The organism is Pseudomonas sp. RIT-PI-o, from assembly GCF_001297215.1.
Classification (GTDB): Bacteria; Pseudomonadota; Gammaproteobacteria; order Pseudomonadales; family Pseudomonadaceae; genus Aquipseudomonas; species Aquipseudomonas moraviensis_A.
This window is the reverse complement of sequence record NZ_LHPA01000020.1, coordinates 390326-415980: the sequence shown is the minus strand read 5'-3', so window position 1 is coordinate 415980 and position 25655 is coordinate 390326. Positions and strand designations below refer to the sequence as shown.

18 protein-coding genes are annotated in these 25655 nt (G+C 61.6%); 16 read left to right on the top strand and 2 right to left on the bottom strand.

Features of this window, described 5'->3' with window-relative positions:
- Positions 1 to 115: 115 nt before the first annotated feature.
- From AEQ63_RS10515 to AEQ63_RS10495, 5 genes are all read left to right on the top strand, one after another.
- Positions 116 to 2566, top strand: coding sequence for a glycogen/starch/alpha-glucan phosphorylase (locus AEQ63_RS10515; RefSeq protein ID WP_064363337.1), 2451 nt, complete (start codon positions 116 to 118; stop codon positions 2564 to 2566).
- A gap of 251 nt (positions 2567 to 2817) precedes the next feature.
- Positions 2818 to 6399 (top strand): DUF2339 domain-containing protein, encoded by a 3582-nt coding sequence (locus tag AEQ63_RS10510; RefSeq protein ID WP_064363335.1) that lies wholly within the window; start codon positions 2818 to 2820, stop codon positions 6397 to 6399.
- Positions 6396 to 7760 carry a DUF3999 domain-containing protein gene (locus AEQ63_RS10505; RefSeq protein ID WP_064363332.1) on the top strand — a complete coding sequence of 455 codons (1365 nt, stop codon included), beginning with the start codon at positions 6396 to 6398 and terminating at the stop codon, positions 7758 to 7760. Before AEQ63_RS10510 ends, AEQ63_RS10505 begins: the two co-directional genes overlap by 4 nt.
- 313 nt (positions 7761 to 8073) lie before the next feature.
- Entirely contained in the window at positions 8074 to 9084 is a 1011-nt protein-coding gene (locus AEQ63_RS10500) for a class 1 fructose-bisphosphatase (protein WP_039756611.1), read from the top strand.
- Positions 9085 to 9087: 3 nt separating this feature from the next.
- A complete protein-coding gene (locus tag AEQ63_RS10495) occupies positions 9088 to 9690 on the top strand; it encodes a DUF924 family protein (RefSeq protein ID WP_064363330.1) in 603 nt (200 codons plus the stop codon).
- A gap of 89 nt (positions 9691 to 9779) precedes the next feature.
- Here AEQ63_RS10495 and AEQ63_RS10490 read toward each other — a convergent pair whose 3' ends face one another.
- On the bottom strand, positions 9780 to 11672 hold the full coding sequence (locus tag AEQ63_RS10490) for a methyl-accepting chemotaxis protein (RefSeq protein ID WP_201784918.1): 1893 nt from the start codon (positions 11670 to 11672) through the stop codon (positions 9780 to 9782).
- A gap of 281 nt (positions 11673 to 11953) precedes the next feature.
- Between AEQ63_RS10490 and AEQ63_RS10485 the strand changes: the two genes are divergently transcribed.
- Together AEQ63_RS10485 and AEQ63_RS10480 are read left to right on the top strand one after the other, a co-directional pair.
- Complete coding sequence (locus tag AEQ63_RS10485) at positions 11954 to 12208, top strand: lipoprotein (protein ID WP_042608658.1); 255 nt, start codon at positions 11954 to 11956, stop codon at positions 12206 to 12208.
- A gap of 29 nt (positions 12209 to 12237) precedes the next feature.
- Entirely contained in the window at positions 12238 to 12807 is a 570-nt protein-coding gene (locus tag AEQ63_RS10480) for a lipocalin family protein (protein ID WP_042608659.1), read from the top strand.
- Positions 12808 to 12927: 120 nt separating this feature from the next.
- Here the strand turns inward: AEQ63_RS10480 and AEQ63_RS10475 are convergent, their stop codons facing one another.
- Entirely contained in the window at positions 12928 to 14292 is a 1365-nt protein-coding gene (locus AEQ63_RS10475; protein WP_064363327.1) for a formimidoylglutamate deiminase, read from the bottom strand.
- Between the two features lie 146 nt (positions 14293 to 14438).
- Here AEQ63_RS10475 and hutC point away from each other — a divergent pair, with 146 nt between their 5' ends.
- The 9 genes from hutC (at position 14439) to hutH (AEQ63_RS10430) (ending at position 25624) form a co-directional block, all read left to right on the top strand.
- Positions 14439 to 15149, top strand: coding sequence for a histidine utilization repressor (hutC, locus tag AEQ63_RS10470; RefSeq protein ID WP_162803449.1), 711 nt, complete (start codon positions 14439 to 14441; stop codon positions 15147 to 15149).
- On the top strand, positions 15146 to 15715 hold the full coding sequence (locus tag AEQ63_RS10465; RefSeq protein ID WP_064363324.1) for a HutD/Ves family protein: 570 nt from the start codon (positions 15146 to 15148) through the stop codon (positions 15713 to 15715). Before hutC ends, AEQ63_RS10465 begins: the two co-directional genes overlap by 4 nt.
- A gap of 483 nt (positions 15716 to 16198) precedes the next feature.
- Entirely contained in the window at positions 16199 to 17887 is a 1689-nt protein-coding gene (gene hutU / locus AEQ63_RS10460; protein WP_064363323.1) for a urocanate hydratase, read from the top strand.
- Between the two features lie 146 nt (positions 17888 to 18033).
- Complete coding sequence (locus AEQ63_RS10455) at positions 18034 to 19506, top strand: purine-cytosine permease family protein (protein WP_064363321.1); 1473 nt, start codon at positions 18034 to 18036, stop codon at positions 19504 to 19506.
- A gap of 71 nt (positions 19507 to 19577) precedes the next feature.
- The gene (locus AEQ63_RS10450) at positions 19578 to 20546 is read left to right on the top strand and encodes an ABC transporter substrate-binding protein (protein ID WP_064363319.1); all 969 of its coding nucleotides are present in this window, start codon (positions 19578 to 19580) and stop codon (positions 20544 to 20546) included.
- Between the two features lie 70 nt (positions 20547 to 20616).
- A complete protein-coding gene (locus AEQ63_RS10445; RefSeq protein WP_016772087.1) occupies positions 20617 to 21468 on the top strand; it encodes an ABC transporter permease in 852 nt (283 codons plus the stop codon).
- Complete coding sequence (locus tag AEQ63_RS10440) at positions 21465 to 22295, top strand: quaternary amine ABC transporter ATP-binding protein (protein WP_064363317.1); 831 nt, start codon at positions 21465 to 21467, stop codon at positions 22293 to 22295. The genes AEQ63_RS10445 and AEQ63_RS10440 overlap by 4 nt, the downstream gene beginning before the upstream one ends.
- Before the next feature lie 156 nt (positions 22296 to 22451).
- Entirely contained in the window at positions 22452 to 23975 is a 1524-nt protein-coding gene (gene hutH, locus AEQ63_RS10435; RefSeq protein WP_064363315.1) for a histidine ammonia-lyase, read from the top strand.
- Between the two features lie 116 nt (positions 23976 to 24091).
- Positions 24092 to 25624 (top strand): histidine ammonia-lyase, encoded by a 1533-nt coding sequence (hutH, locus tag AEQ63_RS10430; RefSeq protein ID WP_064363313.1) that lies wholly within the window; start codon positions 24092 to 24094, stop codon positions 25622 to 25624.
- Positions 25625 to 25655: the final 31 nt, after the last annotated feature.

Sequence of the window (25655 nt, the reverse complement as noted above, 5' to 3'; positions counted from 1 at the left end):
CGCCAAGGTTATGTCGCACCGGCGCACAGTCCGGGCAAATACTGCCGAACCAGAGCCGTAACCGCCGGTCAGACCGTCTAGGCTCAGAAATTTCCCGCTCGCCGAGGTCCTGTTGATGACTCAAGAACCACTAGTTCGCGAAGCAGAGGTGGCCGCATTCCGCGACGCCGTCCTAACCAAACTCACCTATGCCGTGGGCAAAGACCCCGATCACGCCTTCGACCATGACTGGTTCGAAGCCATCGCCCTGGCGGCGCGTGATCACATGGTCGAACACTGGATGGACCACACCCGGCAGATCTACCGCAAAGGTCAGAAGCGCGTTTATTACCTCTCGCTGGAATTCCTGATCGGCCGCCTGCTCTACGACAGTCTGAGCAACCTCGGCCTGCTCGACGTCGCCCGTGAAGCGCTGACCGAACTGGGCGTCAACCTGGAGCGCATCCGTCTGCTGGAGCCCGACGCGGCGCTTGGTAACGGCGGCCTCGGTCGTCTGGCGGCGTGCTTCATGGAAAGCATGTCGACCCTCGGCATCGCCGGCCATGGCTATGGCATTCGTTATGAGCACGGCTTGTTCCGGCAGGCGATTGTCGATGGCTGGCAACAGGAACAGACCGAACACTGGCTGGATTTCGGCAACCCATGGGAGTTCGAACGGCCGGAAGTGGTGTACCCGATCGGTTTCGGCGGCAGCGTCGAAACCGTCACCGACGCCAACGGCAAAACCCGTCAGGTCTGGTCGCCGGCGGAAACCGTGCGTGCGATTGCCTACGACACACCAGTGGTCGGCTGGCGCGGGGCAAGCGTCAACACCCTGCGTCTGTGGCGTGCCCGCGCCATGGAAGATCTGCACCTGGAACGCTTCAACGCCGGTGACCACTTGGGCGCCGTGGCTGAAGTGGCCCGCGCCGAAAGTATCTCCCGTGTCCTCTACCCGGCAGACAGCACCGAAGCCGGCCAAGAGCTGCGTCTGCGCCAGGAATATTTCTTCGTTGCCGCTTCGCTGCAGGATCTGCTGCGCCGCCACCGCAACATGCACAGCTCGGTGCTGACCCTCGGTGATCACGCGGCGATCCAGCTCAACGACACTCACCCGTCTATCGCGGTGGCCGAACTGATGCGCCAACTGGTCGATGTCTACGACGTCGCATGGGACGCGGCGTGGCAAGTCACCGTCGATACTCTGTCGTATACCAACCACACGCTACTGCCCGAAGCGCTGGAAACCTGGCCGGTCGGCCTGATGGAGCGCATGCTGCCACGGCACATGCAGATCATCTATCTGATCAACGCCCAGCACATCGACTCGCTGCGGGCCAAGGGCATTCACGACTTCGATGTATTGCGCGCCGTGTCGCTGATCGAAGAAGACAACGGCCGGCGGGTGCGCATGGGCAACCTCGCGTTCCTCGGTTCGCACAGCGTCAACGGCGTGTCCGGTCTGCATACGCAACTGATGCGCAAAACCGTGTTCGCCGAACTGCACAAGCTCTATCCGGAACGGATCAACAACAAAACCAACGGCATTACCTTCCGCCGCTGGCTGTATCAGGCCAACCCGGAACTGACCTCGATGCTGGTCGATGCCCTCGGCCCGGACGTGCTCGACCATCCCGAGGAGCGCCTGCTCGACCTCGAACCGTTCGCCGAGAAAACCGCGTTCCGCAAAGCCTTCGCCGAGCAGCGTTTGCATAGCAAGAAGGCGCTGGCCTATCTGATTCACGAGCGCCTCGGGATCGCAGTCAACCCGGCGGCGATGTTCGACGTGCAGGTCAAACGTATCCACGAATACAAACGCCAGTTGCTCAACCTGCTGCACACCGTGGCGCTGTACCAGGCGATTCGTGCCGAGCCGGAAGTTGACTGGGTGCCACGGGTGAAGATCTTCGCCGGTAAAGCGGCGGCGAGTTATCACCAGGCCAAACTGATCATCAAACTGACCAACGACATCGCTCGGGTGGTGAACAACGACCCGACCGTGCGCGGGCTGCTGAAAGTGGTGTTCCTGCCCAACTACAACGTCAGCCTGGCCGAAAGCATCATCCCGGCGGCGGACTTGTCCGAGCAGATTTCCACCGCCGGTTTCGAGGCGTCGGGCACCAGTAACATGAAGTTCGGCCTCAACGGCGCGCTGACCATCGGCACCCTCGACGGTGCCAACGTGGAAATGTGCGAGCGCATCGGTGCCGAGCACATGTTCATCTTCGGCCTCAGCGCGCAACAGGTTGAAGCGCGCAAGCAGAACCACGAGTTCAGCGCCGTGCCCGACATCGCCGCCTCGCATCGGTTGAACGATGTGCTGCAAGCGATTCGCAGCGGTGTGTTCTCGCCGGATGACACCTCGCGTTACACCGGCCTGATCGACTCGTTGATCGACTATGACCGCTTCCTGGTCTGCGCCGACTTCGACTCCTACTGGGAAGCGCAGAAGCGCGTCGATGCGCACTGGCATGACTCGCAGAACTGGTGGCGCTCGGCGGTGCTCAACACCTCGCGGATGGGCTGGTTCTCCTCGGACCGGACGATTCGCGAGTACGCCACGGATATCTGGAAAGCTTTGGAGTAACTTTCCCCGACAAATCTGCGCAAGGCCCGACGTTTGTTGGGCCGGATCGATATACTGAGCGCCGGCTACAAGGCATCAATCACCGCCGTACCCTGTGGGAGCGAGCCTGCTCGCGAAGCGATCGTCGACTTAAACAGAAATGTTGGCTGACAATCCGCCTTCGCGAGCAGGCTCGCTCCCACACGGTTTGTGCCTAGACTGAAGCCATCGCCGGACTCGCCTCGCCTCGGGGCTGCTTAGGGATATCGACCATGCAATGGATGTTCATGTTGATCGGGCTGGTGCTCGGTGGACTGTTTGACGAGTCATTCAGTGGCGCGCTGTTGGGGGCGCTGCTGGGACTGGTCATCGGCCAGACGCTACGCATTGCACGCCTTGGCGCGCAGGCGGCGGAGCAGCAGCGCCAACTCGAACAGGTGCGCGAAGCCTTGCAGGGCGTGGCTCAGCGGCTGTTTGTGCTGGAGGGCTCGCCCTCGCATGCGCCAACCCCGCCACCTGAAGTCGAGCCGGTCGCCGAACCCGTCGACGTGGCTGAGCAGGCCGCCCCGACCCCTGAGCTGATCTGGGAGCTGCCTCCCGAGCTCGAACCGATCCCAGCCGCCGCCCGCGAAACCAGTCAGCCGCTACCGGCTGATGTCTGGAGCGCCGAGCCGGCGCCTGCTGCCTCTCCACAACAACCAGCCGAACCCCGTGGCCCTAACCTGGTCGAACGCGGCATCAGCGCGGCGCGCAACTGGCTGTTCGGCGGCAATACCGTGCTGCGCGTCGGCGTGGTGCTGCTGTTTTTCGGTCTGGCGTTTTTGCTGCGTTACGCCACCGAAGGCATGGTGGTGCCGATCGAGTTGCGTTACGCCGGAGTCGCGGCAGCGGCATTGGCCCTGCTGGCGCTTGGCTGGTGGCTGCGCCAGCGCAACAGCCACTATGCGTTGATGCTGCAAGGCACCGGGATCGCGGTGTTGTACCTGACGGTGTTTGCGGCGATGCGTCTGCATCCGTTGCTTGATCCCTCCGCCGCACTCGGCCTGCTGGTGGCCGTCACGGTGTTCTCGGCGATTCTGGCGATCACTCAGGATGCGCTGGGGCTGGCGGCAGCGGCGGCACTCGGCGGTTTCGCCGCGCCGATTCTGACGTCTACCGGCGAAGGCAATCACGTCGCGCTGTTCAGCTATTTCGCCTTGCTCAATGCCGGCATTCTCGCCATCGCCTGGTTCAAGGCCTGGCGCCTGCTCAACCTGGTCGGCTTCGTCGGCACCTTCGGCATCGGTTTCGCCTGGGGCCTGCGTTCATACACCCCGGAACTGCTGTGGAGCACCGAGCCGTTCCTGATTTTGTTTTTCCTCATGTACCTCGCCATTGGCCTGCTGTTCGCCCGGCGCAAATTGCGCGAGATGGCGGATGCCCCGGCGGACGCTGACCGTGAGGCGTTGCTGCAGTGGTCGGCACGCAAGGGCGATTACGTCGACGGAACGATGCTGTTCGGCCCGCCGATCATTGGCTTTGGTTTGCAGTTCGCGCTGGTCCAGCACCTCGAATTTGCCGCGGCTTTCAGCGCGTTGGCGCTGGGCATGATCTATATGGCGCTGGCCAGAGTGCTGATGGGCGGGCGGGCGATGCTGCTCGGTGAAACCTGCCTGGCCCTGGGGGTGATTTTTGCCAGCCTGGCGATTCCGCTGGGGCTCGATGCACGCTGGACGTCAGCGGCGTGGGCCGTCGAAGGCGCGGGGATTTTCTGGCTGGGGTTGCGTCAGCATCGACCGTTCGCTCGGGCCTTTGCTTTGTTGTTGCAACTGGGATCGGCGTTGGCGTTTCTCGGTCAATTGCAGCTCGGCGAGAGCAGCCTGCTCGACGGCGCACCGCTGGGCGCGCTGATGCTCGGGATTGCATTGCTGTTCAGCTTCCATCAATTGCGCAAAGCCACGCCGGAGCAAAGTTCGCCGTGGGAGCGCCAAGGTCTTGCGCTGCTGGCTTGTCTGGGCCTGACGTTCCTTTATCTGCTGGCACCGTTGTTCCTATTCATCCAGGGCACGGCGATCAGTTGGGCCTTGGCCGGGTTGGCGACATTATTTGTCGGGCTGCGGATTCAATCGCGCACGTTCCTGTTTACCGCGTTCGCCGTGCAGTTGCTGGGCGGCGCGTTGTTCCTGTTGCGGCTGCAAGGCGCCGGTGAAGATTCGGCGGCGGTATTGAGCGCGGGCTGGAGTGGTTTGCTCAGTGCGTCCTTGATCGGTCTGGCGTTGATCGCCGGCATGCTCCTGGCGGCGCGGGATGAAATGGTGCGCGCCGATGTGCGCCTGCTGCATGGCTTGTCGGTGGTGCTGCTGGCCGGGCTGGTGCTGATCAATCTGGCGGTGCTCTTTGTCTTGCCGTGGCAGACCGCGAGTGCGGTGTGGGCGGCCAGCGGCTTGCTGATCATCTGGCTGAGCCTGTACCTGCAACAGCGTCTGAGTTTCGTCTTCGGGTTGCTGTTGCAGGTGATCGGCGGCGCCGCGTTTTTGCTCGCCGGCCCGGAATTGCTCGGGCCATTGTCCAGCGAAGGACTGCGGCCTCTGGGCCATGGTGGCTTCTGGACGCCGCTGGTGCTCGGGCTGGCGGCGCTGATCGGCGCGTGGCGCCTGCAACTGGGCAACCCTGCCAGTGCTTTCGATGCGTTGAGTTTGCAGCGCTTGTCGCAAGTGCTGCTGGTCTGGGGCGCCGCGTGGTGGGCGCTGGCGTGGATCAGCGAAGTGCTGCGGTTTGCTTCGCCGAATCTGCAGGGCACGTTGTTGCTGTTGGTGGCGGCGATCAGTGTGGCGCTGTGGACGCTGTTGTCGTTGCGTCTGAGATGGCCGGCGCTGGGGTTGCTCTGCACCTTGCTGATGCCGGCGGCGGCGCTGGTCTTGCTCGGTGCGTGGCATGCGCGTTATCACCCGGCCGCCGACTTCGGCTGGCTGGCGTGGCCGCTGCTGTTCGCGGTGCATTTCTTCAGCCTGCGCCGCCTGGCGTCGATGTTGCCGGCGCGTGCGTTGAGCGCGGCCCATGTGCTGGGTTGCTGGCTGCTGATCGGCGTGCTGGCGCTGGAGTTGCGTTACGGCCTGCTGCTGATGTCCGAGCAATACAACGCCTGGCGCTGGCTGGGCTGGGCGATTCTGCCGAGCGTTTATCTGTTGCTGATGGCGGCACCGCGCGACTGGCCGTGGCCGGTCGCCGCGTTCACCCGCGAGTACCGCTTGTATGCGGCGGCACCGTTGGCGGTGCTGATGCTGGCGTGGTTCTGGCTGGCCAATGGCGTCAGCGATGGCAATCCCGAACCGTTGCCCTACGTGCCGCTGCTCAACCCATTGGAGTTGGGTCTGCTGTTTGCGTTGTTCGGTGTTTATGTCTGGTCGCGCAGCGCCGTTACGCAGTTGTCGGTCCGCCAGGATTACGCCGACCACGCCACGCAACTGATCGCCGGGGTCTCGCTGTTCGCTTTCTGTACCGCGCTGGTCACTCGCGCTGCGCATCACTGGGCCGGCATTCCGTTCGAGCTTGATCAACTGCTCGCTTCGATGCTGGTGCAGGCCGGTCTGTCGATCGTCTGGACGTTGATGGCGCTGGGGCTGATGATCGGCGGCCATCTGCGCCATCGCCGCGAAGTGTGGCTGATCGGCGCGGCCCTGATTGCGCTGGTGGTGGCCAAACTGGTTTTTGTCGAACTGAGCAACCGTGGCGGTCTCGCCCGGATCGTCTCGTTTATCGGTGTTGGCGTGTTGCTGCTGGTGGTCGGCTACTTTGCACCGCTGCCGCCCAAACGCGTCGAGGCTGAACCGGCGGCGGACAAACCCGCGCAGGAAACCGAAGGAGTTGCATCTTGAGTCGCATGCTGAATCTGGGGTGGCTGGCGCTGGGCGTGGTGATGGTGGCCGGCGCTCAGGAAAAACCGGCGGACTTCGCCTCGCAGCTGCCATTGTCGGTGAGTGGCAACGGCCCGTGGTATCGCCTCGACCTGCCGCTGAGCGCGCAATTGCAGGCGCGCCAGACCGATCTCAGCGACCTGCGCGTATTCAACGCTGCCGGCGAAGCGCAGGCTTACGCTTTGGCTCGCGAGTCTGCTCAGACCCGCGACGACGGCAAGCTGCACGAGGTCAAGTGGTTCCCGCTGTACAACGCCGCCGACGCCAGCGAGCGTGCGCCGAATGTGCGCGTGCAGTCGACCACCAATGGCACGCTGGTGGAAGTGCAGCCGTCCTCGCAACTGGAAGCGGGCGAAGAAGTGCTGCGCGGCTGGTTGCTCGATGCCAGCGCGATCAAGGCGCCGTTGCAGCAACTCATCCTCGACTGGACCAGCGAACGCGACGGTTTCCAGCGTTTCAGCATCGAGGCCAGCGACGATCTGCAGCACTGGCAGTCATGGGGCGAGGGCCAGGTGGCACGCCTGACCTTTTCCGATGAGCGCATCGAACAGCACGAAGTGACCCTTCCGCGACAGACTGCGCGCTATGTGCGCCTGCTGTGGGAGTCGCCGGGCTCGGCACCGATCCTCACCTCGGCGCAACTGAAAAGCAGCGACCCGCGCAACCTGCCGCTGCCCTTGGTCTGGTCGCCAAACGTGGCCGGCAGCAGCGCCAAATCAGGGGAATACAGCTGGCAGCTGCCGATGGGGCTGAATGTGGAGCGGGTGCAGGTGGAGCTGAAACAGCCGAACAGCCTGGCGCCGGTCACGTTGGCTGGCCGGCGCGAAAGCAACTTGCCCTGGCAGACAATCAGCAGTGGCTTGCTGTATCGCCTGACCCAGAACAATCAGGACGTGGTGCAGAACGAAATCGCGCTTTCCGGGCAGACCGTGCAGCAACTCAAGCTGATCGTGGATGAGCGCGGCGGCGGTCTGGGTGAGCAGGCGCCGGACCTGAAATATGCGGTGCGCGCCACGCAGGTGATTTTCCTCGCCCGGGGCGAAGGGCCGTACAGCCTGGCGCTGGGCAACTCCAATGTGAGAGCGGCGAACCTGCCGCTGGCAACGCTTATTCCGGATTTCAAACCGCAGATGCTGGCCGCGCTGGGCAAGGCCACGGTGCAAGACGAGGCGCTGGTTACGCAGACGTCGACGGCGACGACGGCTGCGGTGGCCGGGACCAACTGGAAGAAGATCGGCTTGTGGGCGGTGTTGCTGCTCAGCGTGGTGTTTCTCGGGGCGATGGCGTTCAGCCTGTTGCGCAAACCCCCGACCAGCACCTGACAAGGCGGATGCTGCGCATCCGATCGCGAGCAGGCTCACTCCTACAATGGACCGCATTTCCCCTGTAGGAGTGAGCCTGCTCGCGATAGCGGTCTGCCTGCCGACAAAAATCCTGAAACCGTCGCTTCGCCTAACCACCACCCGGCCCATTTCCAACTACGCTCAATCCGACACCTGAACTCTCCACCGACAATCACGTCTCATACAGGCAAATAAACCCAGGCGCACGTTAGCCGGCGTCTTTGCTCGCTAGGTTTTCAGACTCCCTGTAAACTGCGCGGGTTTTCCGCCCCCCATTCCACCGGAGCCGTCCATGTCCCGCGTTACCTTGAGTCGCTATTTGATTGAGCAGACCCGCAGCAACAACACTCCTGCCGATCTGCGCTTTTTGATCGAAGTGGTGGCGCGTGCCTGCAAGGAGATCAGCCACGCCGTGTCCAAAGGCGCCCTGGGTGGTGTTCTGGGCAGCATGGGCACCGAGAACGTACAAGGCGAAGTGCAGAAGAAGCTCGACGTGCTGTCGAACGAAATCCTCCTTGAAGCCAACGAATGGGGCGGTCACCTGGCCGGCATGGCGTCCGAAGAAATGGACAATGCCTACCAGATCCCGGGCAAATATCCGAAGGGCGCCTATCTGCTGGTATTCGACCCACTGGACGGCTCGTCGAACATCGACATCAATGCCCCGGTCGGCACGATCTTCTCGGTATTGCGTTGCCCGAACGAATACCTCAGCCAGAACGAACCGCTGAACGAAAAAGCTTTCCTGCAGCCAGGCACCCAGCAAGTGGCCGCCGGCTACGCGATCTACGGCCCGCAGACCATGCTGGTGCTGACCTTGGGCGACGGCGTCAAAGGCTTCACCCTGGATCGTGAAATGGGCAGCTTCGTCCTCACTCACGAAGACATCACCATTCCTGAAACCACTCAGGAATTCGCCATCAACATGTCCAACCAGCGTCACTGGGAAGCCCCGGTGCAGCGCTATGTCGGCGAGCTGCTGGCCGGTGAAGAAGGGCCGTTGAAGAAGAACTACAACATGCGCTGGGTCGCGGCGATGGTCGCCGACGTGCATCGCATCCTGACCCGTGGCGGTCTGTTCATGTACCCGCGCGACAGCCGCGAGCCGTCCAAGCCGGGCAAGCTGCGCCTGATGTACGAAGCCAACCCGATGTCGTTCCTCGTTGAGCAAGCCGGCGGCGCGTCCACCGATGGTCATCAGCGCATTCTCGACATCCAGCCGGAAGGCCTGCACCAGCGCGTCGCAGTGTTCCTTGGTTCGAAAGAAGAAGTCGCCCGCGCCACGGCCTACCACAAGGAATAAACCATGCACGCGCCCTGGCAGCCGTTGCTCGACTGGTGGTTCGGACACGCCGAATCAGCCAACGCAGTAGCGGCCGAAAAGGGCAAGTTGTGGTTCGGTAAGCGGAAAAGCCAGGACCTCGAAGCGCAGACGCGTTTCGGGGTCTTTGTCGATCAGGCCCTGGCCGGTGAATTGACCGAGTGGACGCAATGTCCCGAAGGTTGGCTGGCGGTTGTGCTGTTGCTCGATCAACTGCCGCGCATGATCTATCGCGACACCCCCAAAGCCTTTTCCGGTGATCTGCTTGCACAGAAACTTGTCGCGCAAGGCGTTGCGGCGGATTTTGATCGGCAATTGAAGGCGATTCACCGCGTGTTCATTTATCTGGTGTTCGAACACTGCGAAAACCTCGCGGTGCAGAACGAAGCCGTTTCCAGATTTATCGAATTGGTGTCTGAACAGCCGGAATCGGAGCGCGCGGTGTTTGCCGATAACCTGGACTATGCCGAGCGGCATCGGAAGGTGATTGCGCAGTTTGGAAGGTTTCCGCATCGCAATGCGGTGTTGGGGCGGGATTCTACGGCTGAAGAGTTGGTATTTCTTTCCAAACCCGGGTCGCGGTTCTGACCGCAGAAAAGATCGCAGCCTTCGGCAGCTCCTACATGAGTAAAGCGTTCATTCTGTAGGAGCTGCCGAAGGCTGCGATCTTTTGATCTTTATATACGGAAGCTACCAACCAGTTGCTTGAGACGTGCCGCCTGCTGTTCCAGATCCGAACACGCGCGCAACGTCGCCTGCAAATTCTCCACCCCTTCCTGATTCAGTGTATTGATCTCGTTGATATCAACGTTGATCGACTCGACCACGGCCGTTTGTTCCTCGGTCGCAGTGGCCACCGACTGGTTCATGCCATCGATTTCGCCGATGCGCTGGGTCACGCTGCCCAGACGCTCGCCGGCCTGGTTGGCGATGCCGACGCTGCTTTCACTCTCGCGCTGGCTCTCGGTCATGATGGTCACCGCCTGCCGCGCGCCGACTTGCAGCTCTTCGATCATCTTCTGCACTTGCTGCGCCGAGTCCTGGGTGCGATGCGCGAGGTTGCGCACCTCGTCGGCCACCACGGCGAAACCGCGCCCAGCCTCACCGGCACGCGCAGCTTCGATGGCGGCGTTGAGTGCGAGCAGATTGGTCTGCTGGGAAATGCTGGTGATCACTTCGAGAATCTGGCCGATGTTCACCGTGTTGCTATTCAGCGTTTCGATGTTGCCACAGGAATCGCTGATCTTCGCCGACAGTTGCTGCATGGCTTGAATGGTTTTATCCACAACCTGCTGGCCGTCGACCGCAAGGCTGCGCGCATCGCTGGAGTGCTGCGAGGCGAGGGCGGCGTTCTGTGCGATTTCCTGGGCGGCAGCGCCGAGCTGATTGATCGCGGCGGCGACGCTGTTGGTACGGTTGGCCTGCTGGTCGGAGTTGTACATCGAGGAGTTCGAGGCGGCGACCACGCGCAGGGCGACTTCGTTGACCTGGCCGGTGGCCGAGGACACTTCGCGGATCGAGCTGTGAATGCGTTCGACGAAGCGGTTGAACGAAGTGCCCAGTGCGCCGAATTCATCGTTGCCGTGGATCACCAGACGTTTGGTCAGGTCGCCTTCGCCTTCAGCGATGTCATGCATCGCACGGCCCATGGTCAGCAGCGGCTGCATCAGCACGCGAATGAGCATGCCGAGCAGGCCGATGATGATCAGCACGGCGATCACCATGGCGATCAGCGCCGAGGTGCGGAATTCGCTGAGCATAGAGAACGCGGTGTCTTTGTCGAGCACCAGCGCCACGTACCAGTCGGCCGACGGCACGCCGTTGACGCGAGTGAAGGAAATCAACTGGGTCTTGCCATCAAACTCGACTTCTTTCAGGCCCGGACTGACTTGAGGCGCACCGTTCGGGTAGGCCTCGGCGAGGGTTTTGAGCACCAGTTTGCTGTCCGGGTGAATCAGGATCTTGCCTTCGGCGCTGACGATGAACGCGTGCCCGTGGCCGCCGAAGTTCAGCGAGTTGATGATTGCGCTGACACTGGTCAGGTCGATGTCCGCACCGGCGACGCCGAGCATCTGGCCCTGGCGCTGCACCGGCGTCGCTACTGTAATGACCAGTTTGCCCGACGAAGCGGCGATGTACGGTTCGGTGACGATAGTCTGTTGCGCGCTGTTCGCCGCTTTGTACCAGCCACGCGCACGTGGATCGTAATCCGGCGCGCGGTTGCCGGCGGGCACGGAAAACATCACGCCGTCAGCGCCACCGAAATAGCTGAGCTGGAAATTGCCGGTGTAGGCGGGCAGGTCGATGATGCGCTTGAGGCTGGCGGGTGCGTTGCCGTCGACCGCGACCTGCTGCGATAACGATTGCAGCAGCTGGATGCGGCTTTCCAGCCAGGTCTGGATGTTGCTGGTGGTCAGGCTGCCGAGCTCCTGCATGGTGGCTTCGGTGCTGCTGCTCAAGGCCTGACGCTGGCGATAGTCGTTGAACAAGATGAAACAGGCGAACGCAATGGCCACTACGAGGGCGGCAGCCAGCAGGATCTTGTGGCTGAATTTCATGTTTCTGGTCATCGAATGAACTACCGCGAAGGGGCTGGTCAGGAAAGGGCGGCAATTTGCCATATTCGGCAGCGTTGCGCTGCTCTTATTTCGACCGCGGCGCGCCAAAGATTAGGCGCTTGCGGGGAAAGTCGACGAAATGCTCGACAGCTTCACAAAGTTTTTGATTTACCGACAAAAGCCGGACGGGCGGGCTGATAAATAGGCGTTCGGCCACGGAACCAGATGACACTTTTCTCTTCTAAGCTTCTGGTTGGCACCATGCCATCCCCCCTCGTTCCAGGAGTTTTACCATGTCGCTGCGATCTATCGCCCTGCTGTCGTTTTGCGTGCTGTTGGCCGCATGCAGCAAGGTCAATCAGGAAAACTACTCGAAGCTCTCGGCCGGCATGGCCAAGTCCGACGTGGAAACCCTTCTCGGCAAGCCCACCGATTGCTCGGGCGCGCTCGGTATGTCCAGCTGCACCTGGGGCGACAAGAACAGCTTTATCAGCGTGCAATACGCCGGTGACAAAGTGCTGATGTTTTCCGGCCAAGGCCTGAAGTAAACCGGGGCTTCGCGCCCACGGAGAAAAAAATGAAGCGGTTATTGCTGATCCTTTTTGCTGGCCTGGTACTGGCTGGCTGCGCCACTTCCGGCGTCGATCCGTTGGCGCCGAGAACCGTCAACAGCGTCAACCTCAAGCGTTATCAGGGCACCTGGTATGAACTGGCACGCTTGCCGATGTACTTCCAGCGCCACTGCGCGCAATCCGAAGCCCACTACAGCCTCAAGCCGGACGGTAACGTCGGCGTGCTCAACCGCTGCCTGACCCCGGACTGGCAATGGGAAGAGGCCAAGGGCACGGCTTATCCCCAAGTGCCGGGCAAGACCGACAAGCTCTGGGTCGAATTCGATAACTGGTTCTCGCGCCTGGTGCCAGGTGTGGCGAAGGGCGAGTACTGGGTGTTGTACGTCAGCGACGATTACAAGACCGCCATCGTCGGCGATCCGAGTCGCAAGTACTTGTGGCTACTGTCGCGCACGCCGACCGTTAACGGTGTAGTGCGTGAAGAACTGCTGAGCAAGGCGCGTCAGCAGGGTTACGACACTACGCGACTGATCTGGCGCGCGTCGGATCGGCAGATGGCCAAGACCTCTAATTAAGTCTCGATACACATCAAATGTGGGAGCGAGCCTGCTCGCGAAGAGGGTGTGTCAGTCGACATGAATATTGACTGATGCACCGTTTTCGCGAGCAGGCTCGCTCCCACAGTTTGTTTTGCGTCAGCCTAAAAGATCACGCAGTACCTGGGTGAAGGCTCGGGCGCTTTGCTCTTCGCCGGCATGCCGGCCATCGCGTACCACCCACTGACCATTCACCAGCACATCGCGCACCTGCCGATCGCCGCCGGCGAACAGCCAGCGATTCAGAATCCCGTCCCCCGACGCTGTCGCCAGATACGGATCGTTGCCATCGAGCACGATCCAGTCCGCGCGCTTGCCCACCTCCAGCGCACCGATCGGCTGCCCCAACGCCTGCGCGCCGCCGTCCAGCGCCGCGTCGTACAACGTGCGGCCGACCATCGGCTGGTCGGCGCCGTACAAGCGATTGCGCCGCTGATCGCGCAAACGCTGGCCGTATTCCAGCCAGCGTAATTCTTCCACCACGCTCAGCGACACATGGCTGTCGGAGCCAATGCCCATGCGCCCGCCCTGGGCGAGAAAATCAACCGCCGGGAAAATTCCGTCACCCAGATTCGCTTCAGTGGTCAGGCAAAGCCCGGCGATCGCGCGACTGTTGGCCATCAGCGAGACTTCTTCCGGGTTGGCGTGGGTCGCGTGGACCAGGCACCAGCGCTGATCGACGTGGGTATTTTCGTACAGCCATTGCAGCGGCCGCCGACCACTCCAACTCAGGCAGTCGTCGACTTCTTTCTGCTGTTCGGCGATGTGGATATGCACCGGGATCTGCTTGTCACTGGCAGCGAGCACTTCGCTGATCTGCTGCGGCGTCACCGCGCGTAGCGAGTGGAAACACAGGCCCAGCGATTGCGCCTTTTGCTGTGCCAGTAATGGCTGCAACCGTGCGTGCAGATTCAAGTAGTTTTCGGTGCTGTTGATAAACCGGCGCTGGCCGTCATTCGGCGTCTGCCCACCGAAACCGGAATGGCTGTAAAGCACCGGCAGCAGGGTCAGACCGATACCGCTTTCACTGGCGGCCTGGCTGATGCGCAAGGCCAGTTCGGCCGGATCGGCATACGGCTGGCCGCTGCTGTCGTGGTGCACGTAGTGGAATTCAGCGACCGAGGTGTACCCGGCCTTGAGCATTTCGATGTACAGCTGACGGGCGATGATGCCGAGCTGATCCGGGCTGATTTTTCCGACGAGGCGATACATCAGATCGCGCCAGGTCCAGAAGCTGTCGTTCGGGTTGCCGGCAACTTCGGCCAGTCCAGCCATGGCGCGCTGGAAGGCGTGGGAGTGCAGGTTGGGCATACCCGGCAGCAACGGCCCGCGCAGCCGCTCGGCCTCGTCTGCGGTGGAATCGGCCTGGATTCGGGTCAGCAGGCCATCGGCGCTGACCTCGAGACGTACATTGTTGGCCCATCCGTTAGGCAGCAGTGCGCGTTCGGCAAAGAAGGCGGACATCGTTCGGCACCCCATCGTGTGTTATTTGTATATACATATACAGACGTTTGCCTGCCCGGTAAACTCCGGCAAGCTAGTCACTTTCATCCAATGAACAGGGATCAACCGTGCCGACTCCGCCTCCAGTCTCTCCGTTGGCCGCGAACATGGGCGACAGTCCGGCGCCCTTGTACGCCCGCGTCAAGCAGATGATCACCCAGCAGATCGACAGCGGTAACTGGCCGCCGCACTACCGCGTGCCGTCCGAAAGCGAACTGGTCAGCCAGCTCGGCTTCAGCCGCATGACCATCAACCGCGCCCTGCGTGAGATGACCGCCGATGGCCTGCTGGTGCGCATGCAAGGCGTCGGCACCTTTGTCGCCGAACCGAAGAGCCAGTCCGCGCTGTTCGAAGTGCACAACATCGCCGACGAAATCGCCTCGCGCGGTCATCGCCACACCTGCCAGGTCATCACCCTCGAGGAAGAGGCCGCCGGCTCCGAGCGTGCGCTGGCACTGGATATGCGCGAAGGGCAGAAGGTCTTCCACTCGCTGATTGTGCATTACGAGAACGACATTCCGGTGCAAATCGAAGACCGCTTCGTCAACGCCCTGGTCGCCCCGGAGTACCTCAAGCAGGACTTCACCCTGCAGACACCTTACGCCTACCTCAACCAGGTCGCGCCGCTGACCGAAGGCGAGCACGTGGTCGAAGCGATTCTTGCTGAGCCGTCAGAGTGCAAATTGCTGCAGATTGAAAAGGGCGAGCCGTGCTTGCTGATCCGTCGGCGTACCTGGTCGGGGCGTCAGCCAGTGACGGCGGCGCGCTTGATCCATCCGGGTTCCCGTCATCGTCTCGAAGGGCGGTTCCATAAATGAATGCAATTAAGGTTTTACGCGCCGAAGGCTACCCGCGCATGCCGTGGAAAAACGGCGGCGGCAGCACCGAGGAAATCACTCGCGATGCAGGTGCTGGCCTGGACGGTTTCGGCTGGCGCCTGTCGATTGCCGACATCGCTGAGTCGGGTGGGTTCTCGACGTTCGCCGGTTACCAGCGAGTCATCACCGTGTTGCAGGGGGACGGCATGACCCTGTGCGTCGACGGTGACGATACCCGCCCACTGTTACCCCTCGACCCGTATGCTTTCAGCGGCGAAAGTCAGGTGTCCTGCACGTTGCTCGGCGGTGCGATTCGCGACTTCAATCTGATCTACGCGCCGCAACGTTACAGCGCGCGGTTGCAGTGGCTGGACGGTGAGCAGCGGTTTTTCAGCTCGGCGGGGACGTTGCTGGTGTTCAGTGTCAGTGACTTGCTGCAAGTGCAAGTCGGTGAAACCGCATCGCAACTCGGTCGCCATGATTGTCTGCAACTGGACGGTAACGCCGGACTGGTTGAAGTCGCCACCAATGCCGCTTGCTGCGTCATCGAACTCCTCCAAAACTGAACACAATCCCCCTGTGGCGAAGGAACCTGGTCCCGCTAGAGGCCGAAGGACTCCCAATTCCGGTGAACACCGATTTGGGGCTGCTTCGCAGCCCAGCGTGAGCAAGCTCCCTCGCCACAGTTGCATTCACACTTCCTGTTTCCATCCTCGCACCAACTTGTTACCGAACGCCCCAGCGTGGCGCAAAACCTCGCTTTCGAAACAATCCCCAACCCCCTTCCATTAATACCCTCGAAATATTTCATCCACGCCTGACCCCTTGATTCAGGCGCTCTCCAGCCCTGTCCGTATTTTTTCTTGAACACCTCTCCAACAAGTTGGCCGCTTGATTGCATATGCTTGTATGTACAAGTAAAGACGTATGCGTATGAGTCGTCCGAGACTCTCCGCAGCGTCCACTGATTCGCTTGTCGCGCAGAAAAGCGCGCAGGCTGCTGCCCACTGCCAGGGTTGGTTTGAATTGATCGCTGAGGAGTCTTTTTCGTGACTGACAATACCCAGAACAGCAACAAGTTTCGTGACGTGCAGATTCGCGCCGCTCGCGGTAACACGCTGACCGCCAAGAGCTGGCTGACCGAAGCACCGCTGCGCATGTTGATGAACAACCTCGACCCGGAAGTCGCCGAGAACCCGAAAGAGCTGGTGGTCTACGGTGGTATCGGTCGCGCTGCGCGTAACTGGGAGTGCTACGACAAGATCGTCGAAAGCCTGACCAATCTGAACGACGACGAGACCCTGCTGGTGCAATCCGGCAAGCCGGTCGGCGTGTTCAAGACTCACAGCAATGCCCCGCGTGTACTGATCGCCAACTCCAACCTCGTACCGCACTGGGCGAGCTGGGAACACTTCAACGAACTCGACGCCAAAGGCCTGGCCATGTACGGCCAGATGACCGCCGGCAGCTGGATCTACATCGGCAGCCAGGGCATCGTCCAAGGCACCTACGAAACCTTCGTTGAGGCCGGTCGCCAACACTACAACGACAACCTCACCGGCAAGTGGGTGTTGACCGCCGGTCTGGGTGGCATGGGCGGCGCACAACCTCTGGCGGCAACTTTGGCCGGCGCTTGCTCGCTGAACATCGAATGCCAGCAGGTCAGCATCGATTTCCGCCTGAAAAGCCGTTACGTCGACGAGCAAGCCAAAGACCTCGACGACGCCCTGGCACGCATCGACAAATACACCAAGGAAGGCAAAGCGATCTCCATCGCTCTGCTCGGCAATGCTGCCGAAATTCTCCCGGAACTGGTCAAGCGCGGCGTGCGCCCGGACATGGTCACCGACCAGACCAGCGCCCACGACCCGCTCAACGGTTACTTGCCGGCCGGCTGGAGCTGGGACGAATACCGCGCCCGCGCCAAGACCGAACCGGCCGCTGTGATCAAAGCCGCCAAGCAATCGATGGCCGTGCACGTCAAGGCCATGCTGGAATTCCAGAAGCAAGGCATTCCGACCTTCGACTACGGCAACAACATCCGTCAGATGGCGCAGGAAGAGGGCGTCGAAAATGCTTTCGATTTCCCGGGCTTCGTGCCGGCGTACATCCGTCCGCTGTTCTGCCGTGGCATCGGCCCGTTCCGTTGGGCGGCGCTGTCGGGTGATCCGCAGGACATCTACAAAACCGACGCCAAGGTCAAAGAGCTGATCCCGGACGACGCACACTTGCACAACTGGCTGGACATGGCCCGCGAGCGCATCAGCTTCCAGGGTCTGCCGGCACGTATCTGCTGGGTCGGTCTGGGCCAGCGCGCCAGGCTCGGTCTGGCCTTCAACGAAATGGTGCGTAGCGGTGAGCTGTCGGCACCGGTGGTGATCGGTCGCGACCACCTCGATTCCGGATCGGTCGCCAGTCCCAACCGCGAAACCGAATCGATGCAGGACGGTTCCGACGCCGTGTCCGACTGGCCACTGCTCAACGCGCTGCTGAACACTGCGAGCGGCGCGACCTGGGTATCGCTGCACCATGGCGGCGGTGTCGGCATGGGCTTCTCGCAGCATTCGGGGATGGTGATTGTCTGCGACGGTACCGATGAGGCCGCCGAGCGCATCGCCCGCGTACTGCACAACGACCCGGCCACCGGCGTCATGCGCCACGCCGACGCCGGCTACCAGATTGCGATCGACTGCGCGAAAGAGCAGGGGCTGAATCTGCCGATGATCACCGGCAAATAATGCTTCCCCCCTGTAGGAGTGAGCCTGCTCGCGATAGCGGTGTGTCAGCCAGCACATTTGCTGAATGTGCTGGCCTTATCGCGAGCAGGCTCACTCCTACAAAAGCGAAACAATCGATATCCAGAACAATCCACAGAGGTTGAATCATGGCGGTTAACAACGAACGTGCAGGCAGTACTCCGTTGATCGAAAGGCGTTCGATCGACTACATCCCGGAAGCGGAAAGACACGGTCGTCTGTTCAGTCAGTTCACCCTGTGGATGGGCGCCAACCTGCAGATTACTGCGATCGTCACCGGGGCCTTGGCCGTGGTACTCGGCGGTGATGTGTTCTGGTCGTTGATCGGTTTGTTGATCGGTCAATTGCTCGGCGGTGGCGTGATGGCGCTGCATGCCGCGCAAGGGCCGAAACTGGGCTTGCCGCAAATGATCTCCAGCCGCGTGCAGTTCGGCGTTTATGGCGCGGCGATTCCGATCGTGCTGGTGTGCCTGATGTACCTCGGCTTCACCGCCACCGGGACGGTGCTGTCCGGGCAGGCGCTGGGTCAGTTGTTCGGTGTCAGCGATAGCGTTGGCATCCTGATATTCGCCAGTGTCATCGTGCTGGTCACGGTGCTCGGCTATCGGGTGATTCACTGGATCGGCCGCGTCGCCAGTGTCATTGGCGTGATCGCTTTCGTGTTCCTGTTCTGGCGGCTGATGAGCCAGACCGACGTCGGCGCACTCCTGCAGATTCGCCACTTCAGCTGGAGCAGTTTCCTGTTGGCGGTGTCCCTGGCGGCTTCCTGGCAGATCGCGTTCGGTCCTTATGTGGCGGACTATTCTCGCTACCTGCCGAGCGCCACTTCGTCGGTGAAAACCTTTTTCGCCGCTGGCGCAGGCTCGGTGATCGGCGCGCAAGTGGCGATGATCCTCGGCGTGTTTGCTGCCGCATCGGCCAACGGTCAATTCGCAGGCCATGAAGTCGCCTACATCGTCGGGCTCGGCGGTACCGGCGCCACCGCCGCGTTGCTGTATTTCAGCATCGCGTTCGGCAAGGTGACCATTTCGACGCTGAACTCCTACTGCAGCTTCATGTGCATTGCGACCATCATCAGTGGCTTCAAAGGACACCTGACGGTTACCCGTATGCAGCGGCTGGTGTTCGTGCTGTTCATCGTCGGCGCGGCGACGCTGATCGCCCTGCTCGGGCAGCACTCGTTCCTCGGTGCGTTCAAGTCGTTCATCCTGTTTCTGCTGGCCTTCTTCACCCCGTGGAGCGCGATCAATCTGGTCGACTACTACTGCATCACCCGCGAGCGCTACGACGTGCCGGCGCTGGCCGATCCGAACGGCCGCTACGGCCGCTGGAACCTGCTCGGTATCAGCGTTTATGTGTTCGGCGTGCTGGTGCAGTTGCCATTCATCTCGACCAAGTTCTACACCGGCCCGCTGGTAGCAGCTCTTGGTGATGTCGATATTTCCTGGATCATCGGCCTGGTGCTGCCGGCCGCCGTCTATTACTTCTGCGCGAAAAAATGGCACAGCGCAGTGCCCGATCAGTTGATTCTGCCGGTCGAGCAGAACAGCGTCGTACAAGCAAAAACCAGCGGGACCGGTCGCGCTGCGGCGCAGGCCTGATCTGGACGTGGACCAGGCTGGATGCCTCTTGAACTGCCGTAAGCCCATTCATGATTAGGAGCGTCACGACAATGAAATCGAACAAGACCCTGCTGACCACATTGCTGTCCATGGGCCTGTTGGCCAGTGCCGGTGCGACCCAAGCCGCCGGCTGGTGCGAATCGGGCAAACCGGTGAAATTCGCCGGGCTGAACTGGGAAAGCGGCATGCTCCTGACCGACGTGCTGCAAGTGGTGCTGGAGAAAGGTTACGGCTGCAAGACCGACAGCCTGCCGGGCAATTCCATCACCATGGAAAACGCCCTGAGCAGCAACGATATTCAAGTGTTCGCCGAAGAGTGGGTCGGCCGCAGCGAGGTCTGGAACAAGGCCGAGAAGGCCGGCAAGGTCGTCGGTGTCGGCGCGCCGGTAGTGGGCGCTGTCGAAGGCTGGTACGTGCCGCGTTACGTGATCGAAGGCGACGCCAAGCGCAAGCTCGAGGCGAAAGCCCCGGACCTGAAAAATATCGCTGATCTGGGCAAGTATTCCGCCGTGTTCAAGGATGCCGAAGAGCCGTCCAAGGGCCGCTTCTACAACTGCCCGGCCGGCTGGACCTGCGAGCTCGACAACAGCGAGATGCTCAAGAGCTACGGCCTGGAAAACAGCTACACCAACTTCCGTCCGGGCACCGGACCTGCGCTGGATGCAGCGGTGCTGTCGAGCTACAAGCGTGGCGAGCCGATTCTCTTCTACTACTGGTCGCCGACCCCGCTGATGGGCCAGATCGACGCGGTCAAACTCGAAGAGAAACCGGGCGTCGACAAGACCGTGACCATCAAGGTCGGCCTGTCGAAAACCTTCCACGACGAAGCCCCGGAACTGGTCGCCGTGCTGGAGAAGGTCAACCTGCCGATCGACCTGCTCAACCAGAACCTTGGGCGCATGGCCAAGGAACGCATCGAGTCGGCAAAACTGGCGAAAATCTTCCTCAAGGAACATCCTGAAGTCTGGCACGCATGGGTGAGCGACGACGCAGCCAGGAAAATCGACGCGGCCTTGTAGGTCAGGTTTACCCGGCTGCCAGCCACGGCAGCCGGACGCTTGATCGCAACCCCTTGATTGAGAGTCCCTTATGTTTCCCGAAAGCTTTACTTTTTCCATCGCCGACTGGGTCAACGGTTGGGTCGATTCGCTGGTCACCAACTACGGCGACGTGTTCCGCCACATCTCCGACACGCTGTTGTGGGCCATCGTCAGTCTCGAAGGTCTGCTGCGTGCGGCGCCGTGGTGGCTGATGCTGGCGATCGTCGGCGTCATCGCCTGGCACGCTACGCGCAAAGTCGTCACCACCGCGGTGATTGTCGGTCTGCTGTTTCTGGTGGGCGCGGTCGGCCTCTGGGACAAACTCATGCAGACCCTGGCGCTGATGATGGTCGCGACGATCATTTCGGTGCTGATCGGCATCCCGCTGGGGATCCTCTCGGCGCGCAGCAATCGCCTGCGTTCGGTACTGATGCCGTTGCTCGACATCATGCAGACCATGCCGAGTTTCGTGTACCTGATTCCGGTGCTGATGCTGTTCGGCCTGGGCAAGGTGCCGGCAATTTTTGCCACGGTGATCTACGCCGCGCCACCGCTGATTCGCCTGACTGACCTGGGCATTCGCCAGGTCGACGGCGAAGTCATGGAGGCGATCAATGCCTTCGGCGCCAACCGCTGGCAGCAACTGTTCGGCGTGCAATTGCCTCTGGCGTTGCCGAGCATCATGGCTGGCATCAACCAGACCACGATGATGGCCCTGTCGATGGTTGTCATCGCTTCGATGATCGGCGCCCGTGGCCTCGGTGAAGACGTGCTGGTGGGCATTCAGACACTCAACGTCGGTCGTGGCCTCGAAGCCGGACTGGCGATCGTGATTCTCGCTGTGGTCATCGACCGCATCACTCAAGCGTACGGTCGGCCACGCCACGAGGTGAGCAAATGAGCAACGCAAGCGTGAGCAAGATCGAAGTGCGCAACGTCTTCAAGATTTTCGGCAACCGCGCCAAAGATGCGCTGGCCATGGTCGGCCAGGGCAAGAGCAAGGATCAGGTGCTGAGCGAAACCGGTTGCGTGGTTGGCGTGAACGACCTGTCAATGAGCATCGGCACCGGCGAAATCTTTGTGATCATGGGCCTGTCCGGCTCGGGCAAATCCACCCTGGTACGGCACTTCAATCGTCTGATCGACCCCACCAGCGGCGCGATCCTGGTGGATGGCGAGGACATCCTGCAGTACGACATGGAAGCGCTGCGCGAATTTCGTCGACACAAGATCAGCATGGTGTTCCAGAGCTTCGGTCTGCTGCCGCACAAAACCGTGCTCGATAACGTCGCCTACGGCCTGAAAGTACGCGGCGAGAGCAAGCAGGTCTGCGCCGAACGCGCGCTGCACTGGATCAATACCGTCGGCCTCAAAGGCTACGAAAACAAATACCCGCACCAGCTCTCCGGCGGCATGCGTCAGCGCGTCGGCCTCGCCCGGGCGTTGGCGGCGGACACCGACATCATTCTGATGGACGAAGCCTTCAGCGCGCTGGATCCGCTGATCCGCGCGGAGATGCAGGACCAGTTGCTGGAACTGCAAAAGACCCTGCACAAGACCATCGTCTTCATCACCCACGACCTCGACGAGGCCGTGCGCATCGGCAATCGCATCGCGATTCTCAAGGATGGCCGGTTGATTCAGGTCGGTACGCCAAGAGAGATCCTGCATTCGCCGGCGGATGAGTATGTCGACCGGTTTGTGCAGCGGCGGGCGGCGGTGGTTTAGAAAGATTCGCGGTGAGACAGCTTTTTTGGCGAGGGAGCTTGCTCGCGCTCGAGCGCGCAGCGGTCGCAGAATTTCGGGCCTGCTTCGCAGTCCAGCGGGAGCAAGCTCCCTCGCCACAGGAATTCATGCAGCAACAGAATTTGTATGAGGCTTCAGATGTCCCAGGCTGAAAAAATCGTCATCACCGGTGCTCATCTGCGTTGGCAGGACGTGGTCGCGGTCGCCCGTCACGGTGCGCTGCTGGAACTGTCCAGCGACACTTGGGCGCGCATCGACAACGCTCAGGCGATCGTCCAGCGCATCGTCGCCAGCGGCGAGCGCGCCTATGGCGTCAATACCGGTCTGGGCGGCCTGTCCAACGTTTCGTTGCAGGACGAACAGCTCAACCAGCTCTCGCGCAACACCTTGCTCAGCCACGCTTGCGGGGTCGGCCCGGTCCTCAGTGATGAGCAGACCCGCGCAATCATCTGCGCCGCGATCCACAACTACAGCCACGGTAAATCCGGCCTGCATCGGCGCGTGGTCGAAGGTCTGCTGGCGCTGCTCAATCGCGGCATCACCCCGCAAGTGCCGGCGCAGGGTTCGGTGGGGTACCTCACGCACATGGCGCACGTCGGTATCGCGCTGCTCGGCGTTGGTCATGTCAGCTATCGCGGTCAGATCATGCCGGCGCAGCAGGCACTGGCCGAAGAAGGCTTGAAACCTGTGCAATTGGGCGCGAAGGACGGTTTGTGTCTGGTCAACGGCACGCCGTGCATGACCGGCCTCAGCTGTCTGGCGATTGCCGATGCCACGCGCCTGTTGCAATGGGCCGATGTCATCGGTGCGATGAGCTTCGAAGCCCAGCGCGGCCAGATCGATGCCTTCGATGCCGAGATCATCGCGCTCAAGCCGCATCCGGGCATGCAGCAGGTCGGCAACAACCTGCGCGCCTTGCTCGATGGCAGCGAAGTGATCGCCGCGAGCAAAGGCATTCGCACTCAGGACGCGCTGAGCATCCGCTCGATCCCGCAGGTGCACGGCGCCGCGCGTGATCAACTGGAGCACGCAATCAAACAGGTTGAAGCCGAGCTCAACGGCTGCACCGACAATCCGCTGCTGCTCGGCACCCCGGACGATTTTCGGGTGATGTCGCAGGCCAACCCGCACGGCCAGTCGGTGGCGATGGCCGCCGATCTGCTGGCGATTGCCATGGCCGAGATCGGCTCGATTGCCGAGCGTCGTCTCGACCGTCTGGTCAACCCGCACGTCAGCGGTCTGCCAGCGTTTCTGGTGGCCAACCCCGGGGTCAACTCGGGGATGATGATCGTGCAATACGTCGCCGCTTCGCTGTGTGCGGAAAACCGCCAGTTGGCGCAACCGGCGGTACTCGACAACTACATCACCTCGGGCCTGCAGGAAGACCACCTGAGCATGGGCACCAACGCCGCGCTGAAGCTGCACCGCGCCCTGGAAAACTGCACGCAGATCCTTGCGATTGAATATCTGCTGGCGGCGCAGGCGTTTGAGTTCCTCAAGGAACAGCGCTTTGGGGCTGGCACCGATGTCGCCTGGCGCCTGCTGCGCGAAACCGTCCCTGCCTACGATCAGGATCGCTGGCTGGCGCCGGATATTGCTGCCGCTGCGAGCGTCTTGAAAGTCCCGAATCTGCCGCACAACGTTTTACCGAATTTGCACTGACAACTGCCCATACCAGCGTGCCAAGGCGTGGATCGTTCACAAGACGAGAAACGACGGATAACGGAATGCTCCGGAGCGACTGGTAGTTAATAACAATGCCTAACAGGAGCATTTTAATGACTGCGCTGAACCTGATCCCCGGCCAACTGAGCCTGGCCCAACTGCGTGACGTCTACCAGAATCCGGTCACCTTGACCCTCGACAACCGCGCCAGCGCGCAGATCGAGGCCAGCGTCGCCTGCGTCGAGCAGATCCTCGCCGAGAACCGCACCGCCTATGGCATCAACACCGGTTTCGGCCTGCTGGCCTCGACGCGCATCGCCAGCGAAGACCTGGAGAACCTGCAGCGTTCGCTGGTGCTCTCGCATGCTGCCGGCGTCGGCCAGCCGATCAGCGACGACCTTGTGCGACTGATCATGGTGCTCAAGGTCAACAGCCTCAGCCGCGGTTTCTCCGGTATCCGTCGGCAGGTGATCGATGCGCTGATTGCGCTGATCAATGCCGAGGTCTATCCGCACATTCCGCTGAAAGGTTCGGTCGGCGCGTCGGGGGATCTGGCGCCGTTGGCGCACATGTCGCTGGTGCTGCTCGGCGAGGGCAAGGCGCGCTACAAGGGCGAATGGCTGGAGGCGACCGAAGCGCTGAAAGTCGCCGGCCTGACACCGCTGACCCTGGCGGCGAAAGAAGGTCTGGCGCTGCTCAACGGTACTCAGGTTTCCACCGCGTTTGCGCTGCGCGGTTTGTTCGAAGGCGAAGATCTGTTTGCCGGTGCATTGGCGCTCGGCAGTCTCACCGTTGAAGCTGTGCTCGGTTCGCGCTCACCGTTCGACGCGCGCATTCACGCCGCACGTGGGCAGAAAGGTCAGATCGATGCCGCCGCTGCTTATCGTGACCTGCTCGGTGAGCGCAGCGAAGTCTGCGCCTCGCACCAGAACTGCGACAAGGTCCAGGACCCGTATTCGCTGCGCTGCCAGCCACAAGTCATGGGCGCCTGCCTGACCCAGTTCCGGCAGGCCGCTGAAGTGCTAGCGGTGGAAGCCAACGCGGTGTCGGATAATCCGCTGGTATTCGCCGCTGAAGGCGATGTGATTTCCGGCGGCAACTTCCACGCCGAACCGGTGGCCATGGCCGCTGACAATCTGGCTCTGGCGATCGCCGAAATCGGCTCGCTGAGCGAACGGCGCATCTCGCTGATGATGGACAAGCACATGTCGCAACTGCCGCCGTTCCTCGTCGCCAACGGCGGGGTGAACTCCGGTTTCATGATTGCCCAGGTGACCGCAGCGGCACTGGCCAGCGAGAACAAGGCGCTGGCCCATCCGCATTCGGTGGACAGCCTGCCAACCTCGGCCAACCAGGAAGACCATGTGTCGATGGCCCCGGCTGCCGGCAAACGCCTGTGGGAAATGGCCGAGAACACCCGCGGGATTCTCGCCGTGGAGTGGCTGGCGGCGGTCCAGGGCCTGGATCTGCGCAACGGCCTGAAGACCTCGCCGAAGCTGGAACAGGCGCGGGCGATCCTGCGCAGGGAAGTGCCGTTTTATGAGAAGGACCGGTTTTTTGCGCCGGATATCAATGCGGCGACTGAATTGCTGGCGTCGCGGTGTTTGACCGAGCTGGTTTCGGTGAAGCTTTTGCCGAGCCTGTAAAAACCAGCCCTCACCCCAGCCCTCTCCCGGA

What these genes read in the sequence shown, in the direction of transcription:
- AEQ63_RS10445 (WP_016772087.1), top strand. Translation starts at nt 20,617, where the DNA reads ATGTTTCCCGAAAGCTTTACTTTTTCCATCGCCGACTGGGTCAACGGT.
- AEQ63_RS10485 (WP_042608658.1), top strand. Translation starts at nt 11,954, where the DNA reads ATGTCGCTGCGATCTATCGCCCTGCTGTCGTTTTGCGTGCTGTTGGCC.
- hutC (WP_162803449.1), top strand. Translation starts at nt 14,439, where the DNA reads ATGGGCGACAGTCCGGCGCCCTTGTACGCCCGCGTCAAGCAGATGATC.
- AEQ63_RS10490 (WP_201784918.1), bottom strand. Translation starts at nt 11,672, where the DNA reads ATGACCAGAAACATGAAATTCAGCCACAAGATCCTGCTGGCTGCCGCC.
- AEQ63_RS10450 (WP_064363319.1), top strand. Translation starts at nt 19,578, where the DNA reads ATGAAATCGAACAAGACCCTGCTGACCACATTGCTGTCCATGGGCCTG.
- AEQ63_RS10510 (WP_064363335.1), top strand. Translation starts at nt 2,818, where the DNA reads ATGCAATGGATGTTCATGTTGATCGGGCTGGTGCTCGGTGGACTGTTT.
- AEQ63_RS10515 (WP_064363337.1), top strand. Translation starts at nt 116, where the DNA reads ATGACTCAAGAACCACTAGTTCGCGAAGCAGAGGTGGCCGCATTCCGC.
- AEQ63_RS10455 (WP_064363321.1), top strand. Translation starts at nt 18,034, where the DNA reads ATGGCGGTTAACAACGAACGTGCAGGCAGTACTCCGTTGATCGAAAGG.
- AEQ63_RS10495 (WP_064363330.1), top strand. Translation starts at nt 9,088, where the DNA reads ATGCACGCGCCCTGGCAGCCGTTGCTCGACTGGTGGTTCGGACACGCC.
- AEQ63_RS10480 (WP_042608659.1), top strand. Translation starts at nt 12,238, where the DNA reads ATGAAGCGGTTATTGCTGATCCTTTTTGCTGGCCTGGTACTGGCTGGC.
- AEQ63_RS10440 (WP_064363317.1), top strand. Translation starts at nt 21,465, where the DNA reads ATGAGCAACGCAAGCGTGAGCAAGATCGAAGTGCGCAACGTCTTCAAG.
- hutH (WP_064363315.1), top strand. Translation starts at nt 22,452, where the DNA reads ATGTCCCAGGCTGAAAAAATCGTCATCACCGGTGCTCATCTGCGTTGG.
- AEQ63_RS10475 (WP_064363327.1), bottom strand. Translation starts at nt 14,292, where the DNA reads ATGTCCGCCTTCTTTGCCGAACGCGCACTGCTGCCTAACGGATGGGCC.
- hutH (WP_064363313.1), top strand. Translation starts at nt 24,092, where the DNA reads ATGACTGCGCTGAACCTGATCCCCGGCCAACTGAGCCTGGCCCAACTG.
- AEQ63_RS10500 (WP_039756611.1), top strand. Translation starts at nt 8,074, where the DNA reads ATGTCCCGCGTTACCTTGAGTCGCTATTTGATTGAGCAGACCCGCAGC.
- AEQ63_RS10465 (WP_064363324.1), top strand. Translation starts at nt 15,146, where the DNA reads ATGAATGCAATTAAGGTTTTACGCGCCGAAGGCTACCCGCGCATGCCG.